This window comes from Streptomyces sp. NPDC098781 (genome assembly GCF_044759995.1).
Lineage (GTDB): Bacteria > Actinomycetota > Actinomycetes > Streptomycetales > Streptomycetaceae > Streptomyces.
Map to the genome: position 1 here is coordinate 1 of NZ_JBIWAK010000004.1, position 15,676 is coordinate 15,676.

15 protein-coding genes are annotated in these 15,676 nt (G+C 71.1%); 3 read left to right on the forward strand and 12 right to left on the reverse strand.

From position 1 onward, the window contains the following. Positions 1–91: 91 nt before the first annotated feature. The 7 genes from truB to rimP form a co-directional block, all read right to left on the reverse strand. Positions 92–997: a tRNA pseudouridine(55) synthase TruB gene (gene truB / locus ACIQWG_RS16920; RefSeq protein WP_404095915.1), complete on the reverse strand. Its 906-nt coding sequence runs from the start codon at positions 995–997 to the stop codon at positions 92–94. Next, complete coding sequence (rbfA, locus tag ACIQWG_RS16925) at positions 994–1,449, reverse strand: 30S ribosome-binding factor RbfA (protein ID WP_404095918.1); 456 nt, start codon at positions 1,447–1,449, stop codon at positions 994–996. Before rbfA ends, truB begins: the two co-directional genes overlap by 4 nt. Before the next feature lie 37 nt (positions 1,450–1,486). Continuing rightward, a complete protein-coding gene (locus tag ACIQWG_RS16930) occupies positions 1,487–1,780 on the reverse strand; it encodes a DUF503 domain-containing protein (protein WP_383415671.1) in 294 nt (97 codons plus the stop codon). Positions 1,781–1,965: 185 nt separating this feature from the next. Further along, a complete protein-coding gene (gene infB, locus ACIQWG_RS16935; protein WP_404095922.1) occupies positions 1,966–5,097 on the reverse strand; it encodes a translation initiation factor IF-2 in 3,132 nt (1,043 codons plus the stop codon). Between the two features lie 148 nt (positions 5,098–5,245). Then, entirely contained in the window at positions 5,246–5,542 is a 297-nt protein-coding gene (locus tag ACIQWG_RS16940; RefSeq protein ID WP_404095924.1) for a YlxR family protein, read from the reverse strand. A 102-nt stretch (positions 5,543–5,644) separates the two neighbouring features. Further along, positions 5,645–6,631: a transcription termination factor NusA gene (gene nusA, locus ACIQWG_RS16945; protein WP_328422777.1), complete on the reverse strand. Its 987-nt coding sequence runs from the start codon at positions 6,629–6,631 to the stop codon at positions 5,645–5,647. A 2-nt stretch (positions 6,632–6,633) separates the two neighbouring features. Further along, positions 6,634–7,131, reverse strand: a complete 498-nt coding sequence (gene rimP / locus ACIQWG_RS16950) for a ribosome maturation factor RimP (protein ID WP_404095927.1) — start codon at positions 7,129–7,131, stop codon at positions 6,634–6,636. A 220-nt stretch (positions 7,132–7,351) separates the two neighbouring features. Between rimP and ACIQWG_RS16955 the strand changes: the two genes are divergently transcribed. Genes ACIQWG_RS16955 through ACIQWG_RS16965 form a run of 3 tightly spaced genes read left to right on the forward strand, consistent with a single transcriptional unit; the run spans position 7,352 to position 9,315 of the window. Then, positions 7,352–7,906, forward strand: a complete 555-nt coding sequence (locus ACIQWG_RS16955; protein ID WP_404095929.1) for a hypothetical protein — start codon at positions 7,352–7,354, stop codon at positions 7,904–7,906. After that, positions 7,903–8,367, forward strand: coding sequence for a ferritin-like domain-containing protein (locus ACIQWG_RS16960; protein WP_404095931.1), 465 nt, complete (start codon positions 7,903–7,905; stop codon positions 8,365–8,367). The genes ACIQWG_RS16955 and ACIQWG_RS16960 overlap by 4 nt, the downstream gene beginning before the upstream one ends. Before the next feature lie 48 nt (positions 8,368–8,415). Continuing rightward, positions 8,416–9,315 carry an aminoglycoside phosphotransferase family protein gene (locus ACIQWG_RS16965; protein WP_404095933.1) on the forward strand — a complete coding sequence of 300 codons (900 nt, stop codon included), beginning with the start codon at positions 8,416–8,418 and terminating at the stop codon, positions 9,313–9,315. A 66-nt stretch (positions 9,316–9,381) separates the two neighbouring features. Here ACIQWG_RS16965 and ACIQWG_RS16970 read toward each other — a convergent pair whose 3' ends face one another. The 5 genes from ACIQWG_RS16970 to ACIQWG_RS16990 all read right to left on the reverse strand — a co-directional run bounded on the left by ACIQWG_RS16970 (position 9,382) and on the right by ACIQWG_RS16990 (position 15,671). Then, complete coding sequence (locus tag ACIQWG_RS16970) at positions 9,382–11,085, reverse strand: proline--tRNA ligase (protein WP_404095935.1); 1,704 nt, start codon at positions 11,083–11,085, stop codon at positions 9,382–9,384. A 72-nt stretch (positions 11,086–11,157) separates the two neighbouring features. After that, entirely contained in the window at positions 11,158–11,724 is a 567-nt protein-coding gene (locus ACIQWG_RS16975; RefSeq protein ID WP_404095936.1) for a GNAT family N-acetyltransferase, read from the reverse strand. An 84-nt stretch (positions 11,725–11,808) separates the two neighbouring features. Continuing rightward, positions 11,809–12,657: a GNAT family N-acetyltransferase gene (locus ACIQWG_RS16980; RefSeq protein WP_404095938.1), complete on the reverse strand. Its 849-nt coding sequence runs from the start codon at positions 12,655–12,657 to the stop codon at positions 11,809–11,811. Positions 12,658–13,018: 361 nt separating this feature from the next. Further along, on the reverse strand, positions 13,019–14,176 hold the full coding sequence (gene ispG, locus ACIQWG_RS16985; RefSeq protein WP_404095941.1) for a flavodoxin-dependent (E)-4-hydroxy-3-methylbut-2-enyl-diphosphate synthase: 1,158 nt from the start codon (positions 14,174–14,176) through the stop codon (positions 13,019–13,021). Positions 14,177–14,378: 202 nt separating this feature from the next. Then, on the reverse strand, positions 14,379–15,671 hold the full coding sequence (locus ACIQWG_RS16990) for a M50 family metallopeptidase (RefSeq protein ID WP_404097687.1): 1,293 nt from the start codon (positions 15,669–15,671) through the stop codon (positions 14,379–14,381). Between the last annotated feature and the right edge of the window lie 5 nt (positions 15,672–15,676).

A 15,676-nucleotide genomic window follows, 5' to 3' on the forward strand; every position in this document is an offset into this window, starting at 1 on the left:
ATCGCAATCCACACCGAACCCAGAGGCCCTCGCCCCGTTCAAGGACCGCTCAAGGCGTGTCGCCTGTCACCAACGTCCCGGGACAGCACACCTAGCCGAAGACGGCGAGGCTCTTCGCCTTGCCCTTGTGCTGCTCCACGAGCGCCAGGAACCGGCCCTCGGGATCGAACACGGCGACGGGACCGGCCCCGGCGTACTCGTCGGGCATGTCGAGGCGGACCCCGTTGAGGAGCAGCCGGGCGCGCCTGGAGTCGACGTCCCAGCGCCGGAACGCGGCCGTGGCGGCCTCCGCGATCGGCATCACCGTCAGCTCCTGCTGAAGCTGGTCCAGGGTCCTGGCGGAGTCCAGCTTGTACGGCCCGACACGGGTGCGGCGCAGCGCCGTGAGGTGGCCGCCGACGCCGAGGTCGGCGCCGAGGTCACGAGCGAGGGCCCGGATGTACGTACCGGAGGAGCAGACCACCGAGACGACCAGGTCGAGGACCGCGGTGCCGTCGTCGGCGACGGCTTCCCGGACGTCGTGCACGCCGAAGGACGAGACGGTCACGGGCCGGGCGGGGATCTCGAACTCCTCGCCGTCCCGTGCCCGCTTGTAGGAGCGCACCCCGTCGATCTTGATGGCGCTGACCTTGGACGGCACCTGCATGATGTCGCCGGTCAGCTTGGCGATCCCGGCGTCGACGGCCTCTCGGGTGACCTTCGAGGCGTCGGTGGACCCCGTGATCTCGCCCTCGGCGTCGTCGGTGAGCGTGGTCTGGCCCAGCCGGACGGTGCCCAGGTACTCCTTCTCGGTCAGGGCCAGATGACCGAGGAGTTTGGTCGCCTTCTCCACGCCGAGGACGAGGACGCCCGTCGCCATCGGGTCGAGGGTGCCGGCGTGCCCGACGCGGCGGGTGCGCGCGATGCCGCGCATCTTCGCGACCACGTCGTGCGAAGTGAAGCCCGACGGCTTGTCGACGATGACAAGGCCGTCGGGCGTGGTGTGCTTCTGCGTCATTCCGCGGTGTCGCCGTCCGTCTCGTCGTCCGAGTCCGGCTTGCGGTACGGGTCCGCCTCGCCGGCGTACTTCGCGCCCGCGGACGCCTCGCGCACCTTCTCGTCGGACTGGCGCGCCCGGTCGAGGAGGTCCTCGATGGTGCGTGCGGTGTCCGGGAGGGCGTCGGCCACGAAGGTGAGGGTCGGCGTGAACTTCACACCGGCCGCCCGTCCGACCTCCGACCGGAGGACGCCCTTGGCGCTCTCCAGTCCGGCGGCCGCGGCCTGCCGCTCCTCCTCGTCGCCGTACACCGTGTAGAAGACGGTCGCCTCCCGCAGGTCACCCGTGACGCGGGTGTCCGTGATGGTGACGTGCGAGCCGAGTCGCGGGTCCTTGATCCCGCGCTGGAGCTTCTGGGCCACCACCTCTCGAATGAGGTCCGCCAGCCTTTTCGCCCGCGCGTTGTCGGCCACTGGTCCGTCTCCTTAGTAACTTCTCTTGCTGCTTGCTTCAGTCTTCGTCGCTGTGGAGTCTGCGTCGAACCGAGAGCAGTTCCACCTCGGGCCGCCCGGCGACCAGCCGCTCACAGCGGTCCAGTACGTCGGTGAGGTGTCCCGTGTCCCCGGAGACCACCGCGAGCCCGATCTCGGCCCTGCGGTGGAGGTTCTGGTGCCCCGTCTCCGCCACGCTCACCGCGTACTTGCGCTGGAGCTCGGCCACGATCGGACGGACGAGAGAGCGTTTCTCCTTCAGTGAGCGCACGTCACCGAGGAGCAGGTCGAAGGACAGAGTCCCCACATACATGTAGGCAACCGGTTCACCCGCCGGCCCGGGATCGATGGCCCCGCCGGCTGGTCGGGCAGGGACATCAGAACGGTACATCGAAGGGGCGGGCCGATCGACGGATATTACGTTCCGTGGACCGGGCACCAAACGGCGCGCTGGCCGACGGAACCGAAGTCCCGCCGGCCAGCACAGACCGTCGGCTGTTACACCCGCGGCTTCTCGCGCATCTCGTACGTCGCGATGACGTCGTCGACCTTGATGTCGTTGAAGTTGCCGAGGTTGATACCGCCCTCGAACCCTTCGCGGATCTCGGTGACGTCGTCCTTGAAGCGACGCAGACCCTCGATGTTGAGGTTCTCCGCGATGACCTTGCCGTCGCGGACCAGGCGCGCCTTGGTGTTGCGCTTGACCTCGCCGGAGCGGATGAGAACACCCGCGATGTTGCCCAGCTTGGACGACTTGAAGACCTCGCGGATCTCCGCCGTACCGAGCTCGACCTCTTCGTACTCCGGCTTGAGCATGCCCTTGAGGGCCGCCTCGATCTCCTCGATCGCCTGGTAGATGACCGAGTAGTACCGGACGTCCACGCCCTCGCGCTCGGCCATCTGCTGCGCACGCCCGGCGGCGCGCACGTTGAAGCCGATGACGATGGCGTCGGAGCCCATGGCCAGGTCGATGTCGGACTCCGTGACCGCACCGACACCGCGGTGCAGGACGCGGATGTCGACCTCTTCGCCGACGTCCAGCTGGAGCAGGGAGGACTCCAGGGCCTCGACGGAACCAGAAGCGTCACCCTTGATGATGAGGTTGAGCTGCTGGACCTCGCCGGCCTTGAGCACCTTGTCCAGGTCCTCGAGCGAGACGCGGCGCGTGCGCTTGGCGAACGCGGCGTTGCGCTCACGGGCGGCGCGCTTCTCGGCGATCTGACGGGCCGTACGGTCCTCGTCCACCACCAGGAAGTTGTCGCCCGCACCCGGGACGTTGGTCAGGCCCAGGACCTGGACCGGCGTCGACGGGCCGGCCTCGGCCACGCTGTTGCCGTTGTCGTCGTGCATCGCCCGGACTCGGCCGTACGCGTCGCCGACCACCATGGTGTCGCCGACCCGCAGCGTGCCGCGCTGGACGAGGACCGTCGACACGGCACCACGGCCGCGGTCGAGACGGGACTCGATCGAGATGCCCTGCGCGTCCTGGTGCGGGTTGGCCCGCAGGTCGAGCGAGGCATCCGCGGTGAGGATCACGGCCTCCAGCAGGGAGTCGATGTGCAGACCCTGCTTGGCGGAGATGTCGACGAACATCGTGTCGCCGCCGTACTCCTCGGCCACCAGCCCGTACTCGGTGAGCTGACCGCGCACCTTGGTCGGGTCGGCGCCCTCGACGTCGATCTTGTTGACCGCGACCACGATCGGCACCTCGGCCGCCTTGGCGTGGTTCAGCGCCTCGACCGTCTGCGGCATGACGCCGTCGTTGGCCGCGACGACCAGGATCGCGATGTCCGTCGACCGCGCACCACGGGCACGCATGGCGGTGAACGCCTCGTGACCCGGGGTGTCGATGAAGGTGATCTTGCGCTCTTCGTCGTTGACCTCGGTCGCGACCTGGTAGGCACCGATGTGCTGGGTGATGCCGCCGGCCTCGCCCGCGATGACGTTCGTCTTGCGGATGGCGTCGAGCAGTCGGGTCTTACCGTGGTCGACGTGACCCATGACGGTGACGACCGGCGGACGGACCACCAGGTCCTCCTCGTCGCCCTCGTCCTCGCCGAACTCGATGTCGAAGGACTCGAGCAGCTCGCGGTCCTCCTCCTCGGGGCTGACGATCTGAACCTCGTAGTTCATCTCGCCGGCGAGGAGCTGCAACGTCTCGTCGGAGACGGACTGCGTGGCCGTGACCATCTCGCCGAGGTTCATCATGACCGCGACGAGCGACGCCGGGTTGGCGTTGATCTTCTCCGCGAAGTCGGTGAGCGAGGCACCGCGCGACAGGCGAACAGTCTCGCCGTTGCCGCGAGGCAGCATCACACCGCCGACCGACGGGGCCTGCATGGCCTCGTACTCCTGGCGCCTCTGCCGCTTCGACTTACGGCCACGACGCGCGGGACCGCCGGGACGGCCGAAGGCGCCCTGCGTGCCACCACGGCCACCGGGACCACCCGGACGACCGCCGAAGCCGGGACGGCCACCGCCGCCACCGCCGGGACCACCCGGACGGCCGGCGAAACCGCCGCCACCGCCACCGGGACCACCGGGACGACCGGCGAAACCGCCGCCACCGCCGCCGCCACCGGGACGACCGGCGAAGCCGCCGCCACCGCCGGGACGACCGCCGCCGCCACCGGGACGACCGCCGCCACCGGGACCACGGCCACCGGGGCCACCGCCGCCGGGACGCGGGCCCGCAGCGGGACGCTGCGGCATCATGCCGGGGTTCGGACGCGGACCACCGGGGCCGCCGCCGGGACGCGGGCCGCCGCCCTGCGGACGGGGCATGCCGCCCGGGGTGGGACGCGCGCCGCCCGGAGCCTGCGGACGGGGACCGCCCGCGCCGCCCTGGGGACGGGGACCGCCGCCCTGGCCCTGCGGACGCGGGGCGCCACCGGGGGCACCGGGGCCGCCGGGACGCGGGGCACCGCCCGGACGGGGCGCCTGCGGGCGCGCCATGCCGGTGGAGCCACCAGAGGTGAACGGGTTGTTACCCGGACGCGGACCGGCCGGACGGGCACCGGGACGCGGGGCGCCGCCACCGGGACGACCGGCACCGGGACGCTCGCCGCGCTCGCCACGCTCGCCGCGCTCACCACGGCCCTGACCACCCTGACCGGGGCCACCCGGACGCGGAGCGCCGGGACGCGGGGCCTGGCCACCCGGACGCGGAGCGCCCGGACGCGGGCCGGAGCCCTGGGCCGGGGCCTGGGCCGCGGGGGCCGACGGGGGCGCCGTGAACTCGGGCGAGGTCGGAGCCGGGGACGCCGGGGCGGGCCGCGGCGCAGGCTTCGGGCCCGGAGTGGGACGGGGGCCGGAAGAGGCCGGCGCGGCGGGAGCCGCGGGCTTCTCGGCGGCGGCCGGCTTGGGGGCCGGCGGACGCGGCGGTGCCGGACGGGCAGCCTGCGCCGGAGAGGGGGCTGCCGGCTTCGCCGGGGCAGCCTTGCGGGCGGGGGCGGGCTTGCCGCCTCCGTTGCCCTGCTGGAGGGCGTCCGTCAGTTTGCGGACAACGGGCGCTTCGATGGTCGAAGACGCCGAACGGACGAATTCACCGAGTTCCTGGAGCTTGGCCATGACGACCTTGCTCTCCACACCGAACTCCTTGGCGAGTTCGTATACCCGGACCTTAGCCACTTCGCTCCTTTTAGGTCCGGGTTGCGGCCGGACCGTCGCTACTTCATGGGCGTACTCATCGCGTGCTCATCGAGTGCTCATCGCAATCTCGACCTACTTCCAACTCGCGGGGTACCTGGGCCGCACGGCGGTTCCGCACGACGCTTTCTTACGGTGTTGCCTGCTCAGCAACTGTTGTCTGCTCGACGTACCGACGCAACGCCTTTGTGTCCAGCGCTCCCGGGGCGCGCAGCGCCCGCGTGAACGCCCGACGGCGTACCGCCTGGTCGAGACAGACCAGGGCGAGGTGCACATACGCACCCCGGCCGGGCAGCGTACCGCTTGGATCAGGGACGCACTCGTCCTTGATCGCCACGATCCGCAGCAGATCAGTCTTGGCCGCTCGCTCCCGGCACCCCACACAGGTTCGTTCAGGGCAGGCCCGAGCGCGTGTCCGGCCAGACATCACTAAGTCTACCTCCCCGTGCCGACCTCACCCCTTTGGGGCAGGATTCGAACAGTTGCCGCTCGGTAACCTGACGTGATCCAAGCGCTTGACGGTCTGGATCTATTCCCCGGCCTGCTCGGTGTCCGGGCGGATGTCGATCCGCCAGCCGGTGAGCCGGGCGGCGAGTCGGGCGTTCTGCCCTTCCTTGCCGATCGCCAGCGACAGCTGGTAGTCCGGCACGGTCACGCGCGCGGAGCGAGCCGCCATGTCCACGACCTCCACCTTGGAGACGCGGGCCGGGGAGAGCGCGTTCGCCACCATCTCGGCCGGGTCGTCCGACCAGTCGACGATGTCGATCTTCTCGCCGTTCAGCTCGCCCATGACGTTGCGCACCCGGCCGCCCATCGGGCCGATGCAGGCACCCTTGGCGTTCAGACCGCTGCGGGTGGACCGTACGGCGATCTTGGTGCGGTGCCCGGCCTCGCGCGCGATGGCGGCGATCTCCACCGAGCCGTCGGCGATCTCCGGCACCTCCAGGGCGAAGAGCTTCTTCACCAGGTTCGGGTGGGTGCGCGAGAGGGTGACGGACGGACCGCGGACGCCCTTCGCCACTCGTACGACGTACGACCGGATCCGCATGCCGTGCGGATACGTCTCGCCCGGGACCTGCTCCTGGACCGGGAGGATGGCCTCCAGCTTGCCGATGTCCACGAGCACGTTCTTCGGGTCGCGGCCCTGCTGGACCACACCGGTGACGATGTCGCCCTCGCGGCCGGCGTATTCGCCGAGCGTCGCGTCGTCCTCGGCGTCGCGCAGCCGCTGAAGGATGACCTGCTTGGCGGTGGTGGCGGCGATACGGCCGAAGCCGGACGGGGTGTCGTCGAACTCGCGGGCCTCCTGGCCCTCCTCCAGATCCTCGGGATCCTCCTTCGCCCACACGGTCACATGGCCGGTCTCCCGGTTGAGCTCCACGCGCGCGTGGCGGCGGCTTCCCTCGGTGCGGTGGTAGGCGATGAGGAGGGCCGACTCGATCGCCTCGACCAGCAGGTCGAAGGAGATCTCCTTCTCCCGAACCAAGCCCCGCAGGGCACTCATGTCGATGTCCACGGCTACGCCTCCTCTTCCTTCTTGTCCTTGCGGTTGAACTCGACCTGCACACGCGCCTTGTCGATCTCCGGGAAGCCGAGTCTGCGACTCGTGGCCTTGCGGCCCTTCACGCCGGGCACTTCGAGGTCGAGACCTTCGTCGTCGACCTCGAGGATCCTGGCCACCAGTTCCCCGCCCTCGGTCAGCTGGAACTTCACCAGCCGGTCGACGGCGCGCACATAGTGCCGGTGCTCGGTGAGGGAGCGTTCCGCGCCCGGGGTGCCGACTTCGAGGGTGTACTCGCCCTGGCCCATCGCGTCCGTCTCGTCGAGCTTCGCCGAGAGCTCACGGCTCACATCGGCGATCTGGTCCAGGTCCGCCCCGGTGTCGGAGTCGACGACGACACGCAGCACACGCTTGCGTCCGACGGAGTCCACTGCGATCTCTTCGAGGTCCAGGCCCTGAGAGCTGACGAGCGGTTCCAGTAGTTCTCGCAGCCTCTCGCTCTGGGTGGTGCTCATCCGGGTGACTCCTCGGCCGCGTGTGCTGTTGTGGGATGGGTCGCGTGTCTGGTCAAAGGGTATCGGGTCGCGGAGAGTGTTGCCGTCCACCTGCGCGTGAGCGGTGCCGATGAGTGGTACGGGGCGTGTGCGCGGGTACGGTGATCACGGCCCTGCGGTCCGCCGATTCCGCAGCCGCTTTCGCAACTGCTTTCGTACGAGCCCCCCGAGGACGTCTGCCGTGCCGTTCCCCTCGCCGTCGCGCCCGCCCTCCGGGCCGCGCAGAAGAACCCTGCTCGCCTCCGCCGCCGGGGCCGCGCTCCTGGCCGGCTGCTCCTTGCGGCCCGACGACTCGGACGGCGGCCGCGGCGGCAGTCCTTCGCTCGCCGAGCGGACCCGCGCGCGTGCGGCCCGCGACAGCGCGGGGCTGGTCGAGCGGTACGACGCGGTGCTCGCCGCCCATCCGGTACTGGCCGCGTTCGTAGGCCCGTTGCGGTCGGAGGCGGCCCGGCACGCGGAGGCGTTCGGCGTGGGAACATCCGCGCCGTCCGCGGGCTCTTCCACGACGTCCGCGCCGCCGCGGGCCGGGAGCGCGTCGCCGTCGGTCTCCCCGTCGGCCGCCGTGCCCACGAACGAGAAGGCCGCCCTGGCCGAGCTCGCCGCCGCCGAACGCACGCTCGCCGACCGGCGGGCCAAGGCACTGCTCGACGTGCCCGGTGAACTGGCGCGGCTGCTGGCCTCCGTGGCGGCGGCCGGGGCGGCGCACGCGTACCTGCTGACGGAGGGAGCCAAGTGAGCGAGGCGAAGAAGGCGACGGTCGCCGCTCTCCAGGCGGTGCTGGCCGCCGAGCACGCGGCCGTGTACGGCTACGGCGTCGTAGGCGGCCTGATCGGCGAGGCGCGGCGCACGGAGGCACTGGCGGCGTACGACGCGCACCGGGCGCGCCGGGACGCGCTGGCGCGCGAGGTACGTGACCTGGGCGCGAAGCCGGTGGCCGCGAGCGCCGGGTACGCGCTGCCGTTCCCGGTGCCGGACTCGGCCGCGGCCGTCCGGCTGGCCACCGAACTGGAGGACCGGCTGGCCGGGGTCTACTCCGACCTGGTGCGCGCGGCTCAGGGCGCGCTGCGCGGTACGGCGGCCGAGGCGTTGCGGGAGGCCGCGGTGCGGGCGGTGCGCTGGCGCGGCGAGAGCGTAGCCTTCCCTGGGCTCGCCGAGCGGGCGGGCTCCCCGGCGACGTCGGCGGCGCCCACCGCCTGACGCGGGCCCAGCACACGTACGGGCAGTACGGAAGGGAACGACTCGCGCATGGCTTTCGAACCGCCGCAGCGTCTGGTCAGGGCGCTCGGTGAGACGGCACCGGACGGTGACGACTGGTTGGAGAAGCTGCCTGAGGCGGCCCACCGGGCCGTCGCGCTACGCGAGTTGACCGTGGAACGGGTGCAGGTGCCCGGTGGCCGCAGCAGCCTGGTGGTCCTGGTGCGGCGCGCGGACGGCACGCCCGCCGTGCTCAAGCTGGCCCCGCCCCGGTCCCGCCCGGAGAGCGAGCGTGCCGCGCTCGCGCACTGGGGCGGACTGGGCGCCGTACAGCTGCTGGAACCGTCCGTGACGGAAGGGGTGCTGCTGCTGGAGCGGCTGCGTCCGGATCTGTCGGTGCGGTCGCTGCCGGAGGCGAAGGCATTGCTGGAGGCGGCGGGGACGCTGCGCCGGCTATGGGTGGAGCCGCCGGTCGGGCAGGTCTTCGAGACCGTGGCCGAGCGGACCGGGCGGCAGGCCGAGGCCATGCGAGCGGCGGCGGCCGCCTTCGACGAAGTGGGCGTGCTGGTCGACGGCGCGCTGGCCGCCCGTGCGGAACTGCTGGCGGCGCCGCCCGAGCCGCGGTTGCTGCACGGGACGTTCCGGCAGAGCAAGGTGCTGGCCGGGGAGCGGATGCCGTGGCTGGCGGTGGGGCCGGATCCGGTGGTCGGCGAGTGTGCCTTCGATCTGGCGCGGCTCGTACGGGACCGGGTGGAGGATCTGATCGCCTCGCCCTCGGGGGCGTCGACGACCCGGCGGCGCGTGAAGCGGCTCGCGGAGTCCCTGGACGTGGATCAGGAGCGGCTGCGGGGGTGGACGCTGTTCCGGGCCGTGGAGTCGGGGGTGCGGGCGCTGCGGGTGGGGCGGTCCAAGGACGCGGAGTTGCTGCTGGAGTTCGCCGGCTGGCTGTAGGCCGCTCCCCTCCCGCGCTGACGTGCTGTCACGTCCTGCGGTCGGGGAACGGCCCGCGGAATTCCCTTACGCCGTCAGGCGGGCGATCGCCTCGTCCACCGTCAGCTCCTCGCGCTCACCGGTCCTGCGGTCCTTGAGCTCGACGACACCCTCGGCCGCGCGCCGCCCGGCCACCAGGATCTGCGGTACGCCGATCAGCTCCGAGTCGGTGAACTTCACGCCCGGCGAGACACCGGCCCGGTCGTCGCACAGGACGCGCAGGCCGGCCGAGGCCAGCTTCTCCGAGACGTCGAGGGCGAGTTCGGTCTGAAGGGCCTTGCCGGCGGCGACCACGTGGACGTCGGCCGGGGCGATCTCGGCGGGCCAGCACAGGCCCTTGTCGTCGGCGGTCTGCTCGGCGAGGGCGGCGACGGCGCGGGAGACGCCGATGCCGTAGGAGCCCATGGTCACGCGGACCGGCTTGCCGTTCTGGCCGAGGACGTCGAGCTTCAGGGCGTCCGCGTACTTGCGGCCCAGCTGGAAGATGTGCCCGATCTCGATGGCGCGGTCCAGCTTCAGGCCGGTGCCGCACTTCGGACAGGGGTCGCCCTCCTGCACGACCACGACGTCGACGTACGCGTCGACCTCGAAGTCACGGCCCGCGACGACGTTCTTCGCGTGCATGCCCTCCTTGTTGGCGCCGGTGATCCAGGAGGTGCCGGGGGCCACGCGCGGGTCGGCGATGTACGTGACCTTCTCGCCCAGGCCCTGCGGACCGACGTACCCGCGGACCAGCTCGCGGTTGGCCGCGAAGTCCGCCTCGGTGACCATCTCGACGACGGCCGGGGCGAAGTGCGCCTCGACCTTGTCCAGGTCGACCTCGCGGTCCCCGGGGACACCGACGGCGACGATCTCGCCGTCGACCTTGACCAGGAGGTTCTTCAGGGTGGCGGAGGCCGGTACGCCCAGGGAGGCGGCGAGGGTCTCGATGGTGGGGGTGTCCGGGGTCGGGATGTCCTCCAGCGCGGCCACGCCCGTGGCGTCGACCGGCTTGAGCTGGTAGGTGATCGCCTCGGTGTTGGCCGCGAAGTCGCAGTTCGGGCAGTCCGCGAAGGTGTCCTCGCCGGCCTCGGCCGGGGCGAGGAACTCCTCCGACTTGGAGCCGCCCATCGCGCCGGCGGTCGCGGCGCAGATGCGGTAGTCGAGGCCGAGGCGCTCGAAGACGCGCTGGTAGGCCTGGCGGTGCAGGGCGTAGGACTGGCCGAGGCCCTCGTCGTCGGTGTCGAAGGAGTACGAGTCCTTCATCAGGAACTCACGGCCGCGCAGGATGCCGGCCCGCGGGCGGGCCTCGTCGCGGTACTTGTGCTGGATCTGGTAGAGGATGACCGGCAGGTCCTTGTAGGAGGACGCCTGGTCCTTCACCAGCAGAGTGAAGATCTCCTCGTGGGTGGGACCGAGCAGGTAGTCGCCGCCCTTGCGGTCCTTGAGACGGAACAGCTCCTGGCCGTACTCGTCCCAGCGGCCCGTCGCGTCGTACGGCTCACGCGGCAGCAGCGCGGGGAGCAGCACCTCCTGGGCGCCGATGGCGTCCATCTCCTCGCGGACGACGCGCTCGACGTTGGCGAGGACCCGCTTGCCGAGGGGCAGCCAGGACCAGATGCCGGCCGCCGTGCGGCGGACGTAGCCGGCGCGGACCAGCAGCTTGTGACTGAGGACCTCGGCGTCCGCCGGGTCGTCGCGCAGCGTCTTCGCCATCAACTGGGACATGCGCTGGACCGGTGCGTTCGCCATGGTTCTCGTACTCCTGCCGGATGTGGGTTATGGCAGGAGGTTAGCCGGGCGGGACGGGACGGTGGAAATCGGTTAACGGCGGCGGAGCGGGAGGGGGGCGCCCATCACGGCGTACGGCATCGGGGCGCTGGGGAAGAGGACCTGGCGGGCGAGGTCCTGGTAGCCGAGGGAGCGGTACAGGCCGCGGGCCGGGCTGTCGACGTCGATCGCCGAGAGGATCGAGCGGGGTTCGAGGGCGGCGGCGGTGATCGTGGTGATCAGGGAGCGGCCCACGCCTCGGTTCTGGTAGCCGGGGTGGACGTGGAGTTCGGTGATGACGAAGGAGTCGTCGAGCCAGTCGTCGTGGCCCTGGGTCCGCAGGTACGGCTCCACGACGGTGGACCACCAGTGGCTGCGGTCGTTGGGCATGCCGTAGACGAATCCGGCGAGGGCGCCCTGGACGGTCGCGCCGAGGGCCCGCGCTCCCGGGTAGGTCATGTGCCGCAGGACGATCTGGCGGCGTACGGCCACTTCGTCGGGGCCCAGGCCGAAGGCGACGGCCTGGACGGCGAGGGCCTCGTCGACACGGGACGGCAGATCCAGCGGGCCGATCACGATGTCGTGGGGGTGGCTGCGGTGACCGTGACCGGGAAGGCGCATGTGGGGAGCCTACAGGGGCGTTCGCGCCGCGTTCGGGCCGCGGCTCGGCTGGGGTCGCTCGCCGCGTGCGGGCGCCCCTGGGGGTCAGAACAGGACACTCATGAAGGCGCCGACCTCTCGGAAGCCGACCCTCTGGTACGCCCTTCTCGCCGCCGTGTTGAAGTCGTTGACGTACAGGCTGACCACCGGGGCGACATCCGCGAGGGCGTAGCGCAGGACCGCCGCCATTCCGGGGGCCGCGACGCCCTGGCCGCGGTACTCGGGGGCCACCCAGACGCCCTGGATCTGGCAGGCGCGGTCGGTGGCGGCGCCGATCTCCGCCTTGAAGACGACCTTGCCGTCCTGGTCGAGGCGGGCGAAGGAGCGGCCGGAGCCGACGAGTTCGGCGACCCGGGCCTGGTAGAGCAGTCCGCCGTCGCCGGCCAGCGGCGATACGCCGACCTCCTCGGTGAACATCGCCACGCACGCCGGCATGATCGTGTCCATCTCGTCCTTGCGGATACGGCGGACGTACGGATCCGGGGCTATGTCGGCCGGCATGCGGTCGCTGACCATGAGGGGCTGGTGGGCGCGGATCTCCCGGGCCGGGCCCCAGTTGGGCTCCAGCAGGCGCCACAGCTGGGCGGTGGACTCGGCGGGCCCGACGATGGAGGAGCAGCGGCGGCCGGCGCGCCGGGCGCGGTCCGCGAAGGCGCGTACGGCTCGCGGGGTCGCGCAGATCGGGACGAGGTTGGCGCCCGCGTAGCACAGGGACGTCAGCATGCCGTCCTCGTACCAGCCCCACATCTCGCCGCCGAGGCGCCAGGGGTCGAGGCCGGCGATCTGGACGCGGGACGTCACGAAGGCGTTCGCGACCGGCTCGCGGTCGAGGACGGCGAGCGCGGCGTCCAGGTCACTCGGTTCGAGCACCCGTGAGGTGGTCTGGGTCAACACGTGCGGGGCCTCACGCTGGGGTTCTGCTGGTCCCCGCACTGTACCTGCGGAAGCTGAGCCACGCCGCCCTGTGTAGGTTGCCGCCGCTTTGGACGTGACTGTCGGCTGCGGTCGCCCTCTGGGGGCTGCCGCCCCCGGACCCCCGCTTCGGCCCTGAACGGGCCTCGTCCTCATACGCCGCACGGGCTGAGACGGCCTGCACCGGCGCCCGAGAAGCTGGACCGGGCGCCCATGAACTCGGGCCGCTCCGAGGGTTGGCGGCCGCGGGTGGTGGGGGCTGGTCGCGCAGTTCCCCGCGCCCCTGGGAGGCGGAGCCCCCTGGGGATGGGACGGGTAGGGGCGGCGGGGGCGAAGAACTCTCTCAGCCCGCCACGGCCACCGACGGCTCGCCCGACTCCACGCCGTCCGCCTCCATCTGCTCGGCCAGCTTCATGGCCTCCTCGATGAGGGTCTCCACGATCTTGGACTCGGGGACCGTCTTGATGACCTCGCCCTTGACGAAGATCTGGCCCTTGCCGTTGCCGGAGGCGACGCCGAGGTCGGCCTCGCGGGCCTCGCCGGGGCCGTTGACGACGCAGCCCATGACCGCGACACGGAGGGGGACCTCCATGCCGGTGAGGCCCGCCGTGACCTCCTCGGCCAGCTTGTACACGTCGACCTGGGCGCGGCCGCAGGACGGGCAGGAGACGATCTCCAGGCCGCGCTGCTTGAGGTTCAGGGACTCCAGGATCTGGATGCCGACCTTGACCTCCTCGGCGGGCGGCGCCGAGAGGGAGACGCGGATCGTGTCGCCGATGCCCTGGGAGAGGAGGGCGCCGAAGGCGACCGCGCTCTTGATCGTGCCCTGGAACGCCGGTCCCGCCTCCGTCACACCGAGGTGGAGGGGGTAGTCGCACTGGGCGGCGAGCTGCTTGTACGCCTCGATCATCACGACCGGGTCGTTGTGCTTGACCGAGATCTTGATGTCCCGGAAGTCGTGCTCCTCGAAGAGGGACGCCTCCCACAGGGCCGACTCGACGAGGGCCTCGGGCGTCGCCTTGCCGTACTTCTGGAGCAGGCGCCGGTCCAGGGAGCCGGCGTTGACGCCGATCCGGATCGGGGTGCCGTGGTCCTTCGCGGCCCGCGCGATCTCCTTGACCTTGTCGTCGAACTGCTTGATGTTGCCGGGGTTGACGCGCACCGCGGCGCAGCCGGCCTCGATCGCGGCGAACACGTACTTGGGCTGGAAGTGGATGTCCGCGATCACCGGGATCTGGGACTTGCGGGCGATGGTCGAGAGGGCGTCGGCGTCGTCCTGTGTGGGGCACGCCACGCGGACGATCTGGCAGCCGGACGCGGTCAGCTCCGCGATCTGCTGGAGCGTCGCGCCGATGTCCGACGTACGCGTCGTGGTCATCGACTGGACCGAGACCGGCGCGTCGCCGCCGACGGCCACGGATCCGACCTGGATCTGACGGCTCTTCCGACGCTCGGCGATCTTGGTCGGTACGGACGGCATGCCGAGAGAAATCGCAGTCATCTGCTGTGCAACCCCAAGTAGTGGATCAAGGTCCGGTCCCGTCAGCGGCGGGCTCCAGGCTTCGAGATTACGGCACCGGCCCTCACCCCAGCACTCCCCCACCTCGAATGCACTCGGCGGGGGGACCCCCATCGCCCGTAAACCCACTCAATGGAAGGCGGCCCGGTACCTACGATCCCGGGCCGCCTCGAACTCCATGTGGCTAGGAGATTCTGACCGGGTTAACGAGGTCCGCCACCAGCACCAGCAGGGTGAAGCAGACGAAGACTCCGGCGACCACGTACGCCACCGGCATCAGCTTCGCCACGTCGAACGGGCCGGGGTCCGGCCGGCGCAGCACCCTCGCCAGGTTGCGGCGCAGCGACTCCCACAGGGCGCCCGCGATATGGCCGCCGTCGAGCGGCAGCAGCGGGAGCATGTTGAAGAGGAAGAGCGAGAGGTTGAAGCCGGCCAGCAGGAAGACGAACGTGGCCAGCTGCTGGGACGCCGGGATGTCCAGCGTCGCGATCTCGCCGCTCACCCGCGCCGCGCCCACGATGCCCATCGGGGAGTCCGGCTCGCGCTCGCCGTCGCCGAAGGCCGCGTCCCACAGTGCGGGGATCTTGGACGGCAGAGCGATCAGGGAGTCGACGGCCTCGCCGACCCGGTCGGTCATCCAGGACACGGATTCACCGAAGTCCTGTTTGACGACGCCGGTGGCGGAGCTGAAGCCGAGGAAGCCGGCCTTGACGTACTCGCCCTCGACATAGGCCCCGGCAGCGTCCTTCTTCACGACCCGGTTGGTGGCGATGGTCGCCTCCAGGGTCACTTGCTCGCCGCCCCGGTCGACGACGATCGGCACCTGCTTGCCGGCGCTGTCGCGGATGAGGTCGGAGAGGGTGTTCCAGTCCTGGGTGCGCACCCCGTCGAAGGCGACGATCTTGTCGCCGGCCTTCATGCCCGCCGCCTCGGCCGGCGACTTGGGGTCGGACGCCTTGCACTCGTCGCGGTTCTCGGTCTGGGCGATGACACACGGGGAGACCGAGCTCACGGTGGTGGTCTGCTGCTGGATGCCGAAGCCCATCAGCACGGTGAGGAACAGACCGAAGGCCAGGATCAGGTTCATGAACGGGCCCGCGAACATCACGATGACCCGCTTCCACGGCTTGCGCGTGTAGAAGAGGCGGGTCTCGTCGCCCGGCTTGAGCTCCTCGAAGGCCGCCGAGCGGGCGTCCTCGATCATGCCGCGCCAGGGGGATGTGGAGCGTGCCTCCAGGCGGCCGTCCGGTCCCGGCGGGAACATGCCGATCATGCGGATGTAGCCGCCGAAGGGGATCGCCTTGACGCCGTACTCGGTGTCACCCTTCTTCCGCGACCAGAGGGTCGGTCCGAAGCCGACCATGTACTGCGGCACCCGGATGCCGAAGATCTTGGCCGTGGACAGGTGGCCCAGCTCGTGCCAGGCGATCGAGGCGAGCAGCCCGACCGCGAACAGCACTATGCCGAGGATGAACATCAGGG

What these genes read in the sequence shown, in the direction of transcription:
- ACIQWG_RS16990 (WP_404097687.1), bottom strand. Translation starts at nt 15,671, where the DNA reads ATGTTCATCCTCGGCATAGTGCTGTTCGCGGTCGGGCTGCTCGCCTCG.
- ACIQWG_RS16975 (WP_404095936.1), bottom strand. Translation starts at nt 11,724, where the DNA reads ATGCGCCTTCCCGGTCACGGTCACCGCAGCCACCCCCACGACATCGTG.
- ACIQWG_RS16940 (WP_404095924.1), bottom strand. Translation starts at nt 5,542, where the DNA reads ATGTCTGGCCGGACACGCGCTCGGGCCTGCCCTGAACGAACCTGTGTG.
- ACIQWG_RS16965 (WP_404095933.1), top strand. Translation starts at nt 8,416, where the DNA reads ATGGCTTTCGAACCGCCGCAGCGTCTGGTCAGGGCGCTCGGTGAGACG.
- truB (WP_404095915.1), bottom strand. Translation starts at nt 997, where the DNA reads ATGACGCAGAAGCACACCACGCCCGACGGCCTTGTCATCGTCGACAAG.
- ACIQWG_RS16930 (WP_383415671.1), bottom strand. Translation starts at nt 1,780, where the DNA reads ATGTATGTGGGGACTCTGTCCTTCGACCTGCTCCTCGGTGACGTGCGC.
- ACIQWG_RS16970 (WP_404095935.1), bottom strand. Translation starts at nt 11,085, where the DNA reads ATGGCGAACGCACCGGTCCAGCGCATGTCCCAGTTGATGGCGAAGACG.
- ispG (WP_404095941.1), bottom strand. Translation starts at nt 14,176, where the DNA reads ATGACTGCGATTTCTCTCGGCATGCCGTCCGTACCGACCAAGATCGCC.
- rimP (WP_404095927.1), bottom strand. Translation starts at nt 7,131, where the DNA reads ATGAGCACCACCCAGAGCGAGAGGCTGCGAGAACTACTGGAACCGCTC.